Genomic DNA, 9,319 nt, shown 5'->3' with positions numbered 1-9,319 from the left:
TTCTAACTCTCGGCACTCCAGCATGAGAGTTATATCCGCTATTGGCCTCAGTTTCCCGAGGTTATCGCGGTCTGTAGGGTAGTTTGGCCACGTGTTACTGAGCTATATGCTACGAGTCTAAACTCGTGCAACTAGCATGGCTAAATCGGACTCCGATAGCAATGGCCTCCGGCAGGATCAACCGGAATGTGCTGATATACATCAGCGGCGGAAGTGGTTGCACTCCGTCGGAAGCAAACACACTGGTTCCTACGCCAGTGTTGACTACTGCATGGGTCCGTGGGCTCACATCAGATTCCATCTTGACGGCGGACCGCAGGGGTGGAATCCTCATGGGGTGGATCTCGCCGGCCCCAGAAGGGGAAGACGAGATCCTCTCGTAACCCGCACCGACCCAGGTGGCCGGCCGAGCGTGTCGACCCGGGCTCGCTGCCCGGTGCGACCTTCGCATTAGTTCAGAAGACGGGGGAACATATAAATGGATCGTCTCACGACCGCCCTGTGTAGAACACACACGACGCATACGTAACGTGATGCCGTGACACGCATAACCGCAAGACGGCATCCGGGTGTCGGTGATCCAACGTGTATTCGTTCTCGGATCCTGACATGCGGTTCAGTGACCGAGTTCCAGCCAGCCATTATATATCAATTGGGAGTAGTAGGAACTCGACGGTAGACGACTGTAGTGTGCCGGGAGCTAAGACGGAGCAAGGGTCGGGACACTCGACAAGCAAGCAGTCAGACCAGCGACAATTGCTGGTCACAGCAGAGAACTATCTCACCGTCGTCGTGAACCAGGACGCGGTACAGTGGTAAAATTAGGCGGTCAGCGAGTCGATGTGGCCTTCGGCACGGAGCTGATCAGCGTCTTGCCCCTTGTAGCGCCATTCGATGTTGGCCTTCTCGTCTTGCCAGTCCCACGGTTCGGCGAGAACGATGTCGTCCTCGTTAATCCAGGTTCGGAACTTCATCCGGCCCGGTATCCGTCCGAGTCGGGTTTCGCCGTCCTCACAGCGAATGCGGACGTGGTTCCCGCCAAGGTGCTCTGTTACCACTGCAAACATCTCGTCGTTTGTAGGCATGCGGAGATTCCGCCGCCCTGAATCGTCGCTCACAATATAAATACAGTGTCCTCCCGTATAAGTCGTTTGAGAGGCGGGATAGCGTGTACCATGCGGCCGACATAGCGGCCGTGCCACGGCAGGAGCTTGCCGATAGCTACTGGAAATAGTGAACGGTGAAAACGAACTGACGACAGGACGTCGATTCAGTCGGCAGTCAGCGCCTGTGGTTCGTCGGCTTCCTCGGCCATCGAATCCGTCAGTCCGGAAGCGAGCGCAAACACTGCTTCCTTGTGGTCAGTCTTCGATTTGTGGATCGATGTCGGTTTGACACCGAGATCAGCGTACAGATCGTGCTCGACGCTCGTGTCCGCTTCGTGCTCGTAGTGGTGTTGTACCTGCGCGAGAAGGCTGTGAAGGTGAATGAGTTCTTGCTTCTTCATTAGTGTCCAATCTTATGGAGTGGAGGGTAATAGTACTACCTTGCCAACGGCTCACATGCCGCTACCGTTCGGATACGACTCTACCCAATCTCAGATGCAAAGATAGAGCCGTTTACCGGCGTATGAGCGCCTGTATCACGAGTTCCGCCTACGGATCGTAATATTCTGTTTTCCACCCTAATATCGAACAAAACAGAGAATTGCCACTATGTGACTCTTCCTTCATTAGCGGCTAAAGAGAATTGAGGTGCTACTGACCTGCGAAGCGCTCTCAATCATGAAAGACCACGACAATATATTAGTATTCGAACACTTCATACCTGCTGAGCACATACCTATGGCCGTAATGAACTGGAAGCACCCACGAGACAAGACTGCGGCTATGGCGAAACAAGAAGAAGCAAACAGCGGGACGGAGTGGTCATTCATCGCAGCGCTGATGACTGCTGCATAACGGTTTTCTCGCCGTCCAGAACTGAGTCTGACAGCAACGGATCTATGCACTGCAGGCAGAGGCCTTAGGTGATAGTACGGATATCGACCGTCGTATTGTGGACGACAGCGCGGCTGACACCAGTACACTGGTAGGTGTGTGGTTCCGAGTGGCCCGACCAGTTCGACAGTTCCTGCTCGAACAGGCGGTGCCATGCATCCGGATATGCAGTCTCCGAGACGTTGATCGAGACGGTTGTCGCGGACGGTGACTTGCCAGCCTGTGGCGAAATAAGCGTCTTGTTCTGGATAGCGGTCTCGATTGTGACGCGGTTCGACGACGAGAAATCTGTCTGTCCGTCGAGCGAAAGGGCAGAGATGTATACACTGTCACTTCCGGGGCTACACCGGAAGCGGGGTTTCCGTGAAACGACCAGCCCCTCCTGCTGAACCCGGTACACTGCACCGCTGGTGTAGACGATATCAGTCCCCGAATCAGTCTCCCGAACGAACGCTCCGGTCGAAATATTCGTTGACTGTCCGTCGACAGTTACGTTAAGCGTCGACGATCGGATGGAGAGTCCGTGACCCTGGAGTTTCATACTCGTGGTCCGTCGTGGAGCGTCGCCCTGAATGTGGTCGCCCGTGGTTTCCGCGAACCCGACCATCGACGTTTCTGCGACATCGGTTGTCGCCCCCTGTTGGATGGCATCGAACGCCCCAAGCCCACCAAGCGTCACCAGCGCAATCCCAGTAATGATGATACTGAACGTGAGCGTAAACGCGAGCAGGTCGGACACACCACGGTCGTGACCGCTTTGGCTTGACAGCGGCGAAGTCATCCGCGAGTCACCTCCATACAGCCGGCAGTCCGGTTGTACGATACAGCCAGAGGCCCACTGGAGACGACAGATGGGCAGACATTAGTTTCGTTCTCGAATCGGACGACAGCATACCGATTCAGTCCTGATGCGTTCACGTACACACGCGTGCGTGAAGTATCAGGAGAGACCTCGACGTTGTACGACTGATCAGCGATGCGCTCGGGATACATCGCACGGAACGATACTGTCGAGTTGAGAGTGGCAGTGTCGAACGCATCCAAGCGGATCAGGTCGCGCGCGATACCATCGCCAACGTTCTCTAGAGCTTCTTCAGTCACTCGCTCACGCTGTGAGTCGACCATCTGGCTCCCGCCGATGAGGAGGCCGGTCACCAGCAGCGACGTGATACCGATAGTGAGTGCCTGCGTGACCGCCGGCGAGACACCACGGCTGTCAAACAGGAAACGGGTGAGGCTCATCCGTCGTTCACCTCCACCAGTACTGTTCGGTTGTAGCTCGCAGACGGTGTGTCGTAAGTCATGTCGATGGCAGGGACGACTGGATAGTTGACACGAGCAACTGGAGAGGCATAGTTCGAGGACGGGAACGTCCCGACTGCCGCAAACTGGTACCGCCCTTCGGCCTTATTTCCGTTCTTTATTTCAACTGAGTACGGGGGGTCAAGGCTGTGATAGCTATCGAAAGAACTGCTGTTACTTCCGACAGTGCATGACCCAGCGACAAGGTCGACGTTGACGTCTCCGTTGCCGTGACACTGCGTTTTGCCGTCGACCGTGACGTTGTTTCCACTATCAATTGTACTCGGCTCAACTGACAGTTTCATATCCTCAGAGCCGTTTCGAATGACGACAGTGAAGGTATTCATCGAGCCGCCGACGACGTCCGCAGTGAGATTGAACACCGCAACGCGAGAGACATCATTCGCAACTAGCCAGTCGTTCTGCGGCCCGCCCGAGGGGTCTGGACGTTGGAACTTGGAGGACGTGCCCGTCTGATTGACTTCGGTACCAAGCGACGCCGACTCGTTCAGCGTCGCGTTGAGATAGGTTCCGCCGCTGCTTGCGACGACCCGGTTGTGCGTTCGCGTGTAGTTCCGAAGCGCGTACTCGTATCGCTCCTCGAATCCATCGAGGCCATCGCCCCGCGTCTGGGCCGCGAGTTGTCTGAGATCGCGCTCGACAGAGGCTTCGCGGTCAGCCGTGCGCTCGATGGTATCCGCGCTTCCGGTGGTCGTAATACCGTCAGTGACCGCGAGACTGTGGGCAAACAGAATCGTACTGAACACGACGATAGCGACAGCAATACCCCCGATCAACAGCAGTTGTCCGCGTTCGTTGGCTACCATACGACCAGACGCACCTCCACGACGTTGTAGACGATAGAGTCGGACTCCGCGTCGGGAGCGAAATACCCGTCGACGGTCGAGAGGGACGGTCCGGTCCCGCTGCAGTCGCCGATTCGAGCGGGCATATCGTCGGTCAGCGTCACCGTTTCGGTCGCGACGGCTGCGTCGGCTGGCCGGTCAGCAACGTTTGCGTCTGTTTCCTGCGAGACGATAGTCGTCTGGCGCGCGTCCGAATCCGAGTCCCAGTAACTGAAGTATAGATTGTATTGGTCGCCCTGGCGGTCGAAGGTCTGGTTCAACATCATCTCGAACTCGGTGGAACTGCCCGTCTGATTGCCGTTGAGTGTCGGCGTTCCGACGCTGTAACACGCCGTCGCGTTGTGCAGCGCTCCGGTTTCTGCCGCCAGTGATAGCGTGTCGCTCGCACGACTCTCCAGTTCTGCTGTCCGCTGCTGGGAACCCGTCTGGAACGGGCCGGTGTCGACTGCCGACAGGCCGTAGACGGTCGCCGTCACAACGACGATGGCCGCGAGAACGCCTTCCAGCGTATAGGCTTGGCCACGCATCGTTACCACACCCTCACGACGAGCCAGCAGACCGGATCGCACTGGCCGGTTGCGTTGGTCAGTTTCACCACGCGAGACGTCGTTGCGACGTTGTCTCTGTCGGCGACATCGGGCCCCCAAGCGAGCCGCTGGTCGTGGTCATCAACTGCCGGGTCCCGTGTCCCTGCTTTGAGCGATGACGCGTTGACCACCGTTACGTTCACCCGCGGGTTCACGCGGCGCTCCGTCGCGACGTCGAGTCCGGCTTTCTCCTTGAGACCGCTGAGATCTGTGTCCGCGTTGAGGGACGCATTGATCCCACCACTCGTGTTGTAGCGAATGAGGTTTCGCGTCCCGTCGACGGAGTAGTTTTCGACGAGGTACGTCCCCGCCCTGTCCGCAATTGGTTGGTTACGCTGTACGTCTGGGGATTCGTACACGCCGACCGCGCTGCCCTGTACGAAGGCCAATACCCCGATTATCGTCACGAGCAGGACGCTCACCCCTACGGCGAAGTCCTGCGGTGTTTGTGCTCTTGTATCCATGTCCCACACACCCTATTTTCTGTCTGATACGTTCGCTGTCGAACCGCGAGTGGGGCGCTATCCCACGGCGATCCACACCACCAGTGCAATCGTCGACAGGACGACTGCGAACTTTACGCCGGCGACGAGCTTCACTTCCCGAATGTAGCCGGCGATAAACGACGACAACAGCGCCTGCAGCGTCACCGCGTGGAAGAACAGCATCGACAGCAGTTCCGTGTCGACACTGCCACCGAACCCACCGCCGGGCGCGCTCGAACTGCTTGACCCGGAGGCCTGCGTCGCCAGCCCCGACATCACATCGAGGAACTGTGTCTTTAGCAGCGCCATCACGCCCAAAAGCGTCAGGTAGGTCATCAGGATGATGACCGTCTGCATCCGCGTTCGGGACTTGCGCTCCCGTTCAATGTCGTCCTGGTTCTCCGAGGCCTGAGCGGCCGTCGAGAGCACGTCCTGAATCTGGCTGGAGGCCTCCTGTGCCTCCGCGATAAGCTTGACCGTCCGGGCCAGTCGTGGGACGTTGTACTTGTTGTTAAATTCCCGGAGCGCGTCCTTCAGGCTCGTCCCGTAGTTGACCTTCGCGTGGATGGTCTCGAACTCCTCGGAGAGCTTCCCGGAGGACGTCTCGGAGACCACTTTGACTGACTCCAGCAGCGTCATCCCGGTGTCGTTAGCCGACGCGAGTTTCCGGAGGTTCTCCGAGAGTTTCCCGATTATCGCCTTCCGCGAGCGCTGGTTCCACTCGTAGAAGATCATCAGCGGGATGAAGTTGAGGTACATCGGGACGTACACCCAGAAGAACGTCGAGCGGACCGGGACGGCGATCATCCCATCCAGCGATAACGGAGCCCAGCCGATGACGATAGCCGCGACGATGGCGAGGATGGACAGCGGCACCGTCAGCCACAGCACCAACAGCGGATGGTCACGGAAGAACAGGTCAGGCCGTTTGAGAATGCCGAGAAGTTCGTAAGTCCCTTCCCGGCTCTTGATCCGGTCGAAGACGCTGTAGGTGCCCGTGTAGCTCTCGATGAGTCCGAGGTTGAACACGCCGACACCTTCATCCACGACGAGTTCCTTCTCGCCGGGACTCGAACGCAGATAGCCGTCCCCGATAGAGTCCTGTGTCACAGTCGAGACGAGGACGAGAAAGCCCAGGCCGGTTAGCGGAATCAACCCGTACACAGTGCCGTAGATGAGCGATTTCTGTGCGTTGCCCATCATCGACATGATGACCAGAATGATGATGAGAAGCAGCGGGAACAGCGAGAGCGTCATGTACATCTCGCCGAACAGCTCCAGCGTCTCCAGCATCTTCTCCTGTTCCTGCCTGGCGGTTCGCATGTGCTTTTCCTTCTGGTCTTCGAGGAAGGAGGTCATGTCCCCGCCGGAGTTGATTATCGAGAGCATGTCCGTCAGGAACTGCGACAGTTCGTCCGACGGTGTCTGGAGCGCCTGGTTCCGGACTGCAGTCCGGTAGTCCGTGTCGAAATACTCCGTCTCCAGTACGATAGACTGGAACTCCTGTGCGACCTCACCGTACGTGTCTTCGGCCCGCCCCATCGACTGCAGGATTTCGAGTTGATTGAGCCCGCCCACGGACAGCGCGTACATGAACGAGATCGAGTCGGACAACAAGACGTTGATTTCGCGCTCGCGCGCGCTCGCACGGAAATACGGAATCGAGACAAGCGACCCGAACCCGATACCGAACCCGATGGCACCGAAGACGAAGCCGGTGACGATGACGAGGAAGGGGAGTTTCAGCACGGCCAGAATCTCTGAGACGCTCTCAGACACCGGAATCCCGATGAGCGTCGGCGCTTCCCCACCGGCAAACAGCAACTGGACCAGCAGATAGCCGAGGAACGTGCCGACGAGCCACAGTGCGAGGCCCGCAATGACACCGACCGCGAGCGCGCGTGCGAGGAACATCTCGACGTTGTCGGCCATCCGGGCCTCCGCGAGTTTGTTCTCGACGCTGTTGACGAAGTCGCCCTCGTCGTCGAACACCATCTGGTACGCCGGGTAGAACGTGTCACCGAGGGCACCGCCGCTGCCCACCTGTTGCTGACTCGGTGTGTCGAGGCTCATTCGCTATCTGCCTCCGCTCCGGCCTTCGGAACGAACTGGCCGAAGTCGATGCTGTCTTCGTCAGCGCTTTCCTCGGAATCGTCCATCAGCGCCGAGACGATGTCCGGCGTTTCACGGCTCTTGTAGGTGTTGAACAGCGGCTGTGCGTTGTCGAGCACCTGCTTTGTCTCCTCGACCATCTCCGGCGGTGCGTCCGGTCGGGGCACCATCTCCTCTTTCTCCGGATCGATATCGATCTTGACAGATTCCATCTCCCGGAGGTCCTCGAGCGACAGTTCGAGCTGGTCGTTGGCGATGAGCGTGAGAATGGTGTCGGGGTCGTTGATGAACGCCTGGATGGTCGCCGCGACCTGCGTGTAGGTGTTCAGCCCCTTCTCGATTAGGTACGCGAGGACGACCTTGCGCTTGAACAGTTCCTCGTCGAGTTTATCCTGGGTCCACCCGCGGTCGAACTTGATCTCCTCGAGGGTGTTGGAGTTCCCCATCTGGATGTACTCGTCCGTCTCGGCGCGCCACTCGTAGACGTCCCGGACGTTGATCTCGTCGTTCTCGGCGGAGTACTCGTTGATTTCGGTCAGGGACTTGTTCCGGCGGACCTTGTTGCCGTCGACCCGCGTCTGGGTCTGAATCGACACGAGGTCGAGCGCTGTAAACAGCGTTTTCGAGACGTTGATAGGTTCGGTCGTGAACCGCTTGATGACCTCGCCGACGGAGTCGGCGTGGAACGTGGTGTAGGTGGTGTGGCCGGTCGACATGACCTGGAACAGCGTCCGACCTTCCTCACCACGGATCTCACCCATGACGATGTAGTCCGGGCGCTGACGGAGTGCGGCCTCAAGCAGGTCGAACTCGTCGACGTCGCCCTTGTCGTCCTCACCGAAGGAGGGGCGCGTAACGCTTGCCACCCAGTTCCGCTGTGGCAATTCGACCTCGCGCGTGTCCTCGATAGAGACGATCTTGGAGTTCGACGGGATGAACAGCGAGACGGCGTTCAGGCTCGTCGTCTTCCCCGAGGCAGTACCGCCGGCGAAGATCAGGCTCTTGTTGTTCTCGATACAGAGCCAGAGGAACGCCATCTCGTCCAGCGAGAAGGTGTTCCAGTTGATGAGGTCGATCGGGGTAAAGGGCACGTCCTTGAACTGCCGGATGGTGTAGTTCGTCCCGTGGTCAGACACCTCCCGGCCCAGGGTCAACTGGGCACGCGACCCGTCCGGCAGCGTCGCGTCGACCTGGGGCTGGCGCTTCGAGATACCCTTCCCGGAACGCTGGGCGAGTTTCACGACGAAGTCGTCGAGTTCCCCCTCGCCGTGTTCGACGTTCGAAATAATCTGCTCGTAGTCGGTGTGATAGACGAACACCCGGGAGTTGTATCCGTCACAGGAGATGTCCTCGACGTTGATGTCGTGTTTGACGCCGTCGATGCGCGCGTAGCCGACGAAGTCCCGCTTGAGCATGTACAGCAGCTTCTCGACCTGATACTCGTTCAGCTTCGGGTCGTCGTCTTCGAGGATAGCCGGCTCAGGACGTGTCGAAATGCCGGAAAGTTGGCCCGTGGTTTCACTTTGTGTTTCCTCGTCCAGTCCGAACAGTTCCTTGACCTGCCCGAGAACGCTTTCTTCACCGCTACTGGAGACTGTGCCGTTGTAGAGGTCGTACCGCGAGAGGAGTTGTTCGGCCTCCCGCTGGATGACCTGTGCTCGGTCGGCGTCGGTCCCCTGAACGATCACGTCGTCCTCGGAATACTTGATCGCGGTCTTGAGCTTGCCCGAGAGGAACTCTCGGAGGTCGATCTCGATATCGGTGAGATACGGCTCGATGACGTAGTACTTCTTCTCGTTCTCTTTCCGTGAGTGGAAGATGATGACGCAGGCGTAGGGCTTGTTGACCCAGTATCAGTCGATCACATCGAAAGCCCACAAACCCCTCTAGTAGAGCTTGAATCCATGACTTCGATGCGTGGCCAGTTCTCGAAGTGAGACGGACGGTGAGTTTCGGCGGTGAGGAGT

Annotated in this window: 9 protein-coding genes, 1 rRNA gene and 1 pseudogene; 1 reads left to right on the top strand and 10 read right to left on the bottom strand. The window is 58.3% G+C overall.

Going from position 1 to position 9,319, the window contains the following annotated elements:
• From VI234_RS20900 to VI234_RS20890, 3 genes are all read right to left on the bottom strand, one after another.
• Positions 1 to 188, bottom strand: a 16S ribosomal RNA gene (locus tag VI234_RS20900); the annotation flags it as partial.
• A 633-nt stretch (positions 189 to 821) separates the two neighbouring features.
• Positions 822 to 1,118 carry a translation initiation factor eIF-1A gene (locus tag VI234_RS20895; RefSeq protein WP_044951882.1) on the bottom strand — a complete coding sequence of 99 codons (297 nt, stop codon included), beginning with the start codon at positions 1,116 to 1,118 and terminating at the stop codon, positions 822 to 824.
• A 152-nt stretch (positions 1,119 to 1,270) separates the two neighbouring features.
• Positions 1,271 to 1,507, bottom strand: coding sequence for a UPF0058 family protein (locus tag VI234_RS20890; protein ID WP_008313394.1), 237 nt, complete (start codon positions 1,505 to 1,507; stop codon positions 1,271 to 1,273).
• Between the two features lie 277 nt (positions 1,508 to 1,784).
• On the opposite strand from VI234_RS20890, the gene VI234_RS20885 reads away from it, so the two are divergent.
• Positions 1,785 to 1,961 carry a hypothetical protein gene (locus VI234_RS20885; RefSeq protein WP_008313392.1) on the top strand — a complete coding sequence of 59 codons (177 nt, stop codon included), beginning with the start codon at positions 1,785 to 1,787 and terminating at the stop codon, positions 1,959 to 1,961.
• Positions 1,962 to 2,025: 64 nt separating this feature from the next.
• Here the strand turns inward: VI234_RS20885 and VI234_RS20880 are convergent, their stop codons facing one another.
• The 7 genes and pseudogenes from VI234_RS20880 to VI234_RS20850 form a co-directional block, all read right to left on the bottom strand.
• Positions 2,026 to 2,781, bottom strand: a complete 756-nt coding sequence (locus VI234_RS20880) for a DUF7289 family protein (RefSeq protein ID WP_049943110.1) — start codon at positions 2,779 to 2,781, stop codon at positions 2,026 to 2,028.
• Positions 2,778 to 3,242, bottom strand: a complete 465-nt coding sequence (locus tag VI234_RS20875; RefSeq protein ID WP_008313388.1) for a DUF7266 family protein — start codon at positions 3,240 to 3,242, stop codon at positions 2,778 to 2,780. Before VI234_RS20875 ends, VI234_RS20880 begins: the two co-directional genes overlap by 4 nt.
• Positions 3,239 to 4,129 (bottom strand): hypothetical protein, encoded by an 891-nt coding sequence (locus VI234_RS20870; protein ID WP_336331183.1) that lies wholly within the window; start codon positions 4,127 to 4,129, stop codon positions 3,239 to 3,241. Before VI234_RS20870 ends, VI234_RS20875 begins: the two co-directional genes overlap by 4 nt.
• A complete protein-coding gene (locus tag VI234_RS20865) occupies positions 4,123 to 4,695 on the bottom strand; it encodes a DUF7288 family protein (protein ID WP_336331182.1) in 573 nt (190 codons plus the stop codon). The genes VI234_RS20870 and VI234_RS20865 overlap by 7 nt, the downstream gene beginning before the upstream one ends.
• A gap of 2 nt (positions 4,696 to 4,697) precedes the next feature.
• Positions 4,698 to 5,219: a DUF7287 family protein gene (locus VI234_RS20860; protein WP_044951885.1), complete on the bottom strand. Its 522-nt coding sequence runs from the start codon at positions 5,217 to 5,219 to the stop codon at positions 4,698 to 4,700.
• Between the two features lie 57 nt (positions 5,220 to 5,276).
• Positions 5,277 to 7,313 carry a type II secretion system F family protein gene (locus VI234_RS20855; RefSeq protein WP_336331181.1) on the bottom strand — a complete coding sequence of 679 codons (2,037 nt, stop codon included), beginning with the start codon at positions 7,311 to 7,313 and terminating at the stop codon, positions 5,277 to 5,279.
• Positions 7,310 to 9,205: pseudogene (locus tag VI234_RS20850) on the bottom strand (type II/IV secretion system ATPase subunit); the annotation flags it as partial. The gene VI234_RS20855 and the pseudogene VI234_RS20850, both read right to left, overlap by 4 nt.
• Positions 9,206 to 9,319 lie beyond the last annotated feature (114 nt).

Source organism: Haloarcula sp. CGMCC 1.2071 (genome assembly GCF_037078445.1).
Classification (GTDB): domain Archaea; phylum Halobacteriota; class Halobacteria; order Halobacteriales; family Haloarculaceae; genus Haloarcula; species Haloarcula amylolytica.
Note: the sequence above shows the minus strand (reverse complement) of the source record. Positions and strands in the feature narration are given on the sequence as shown.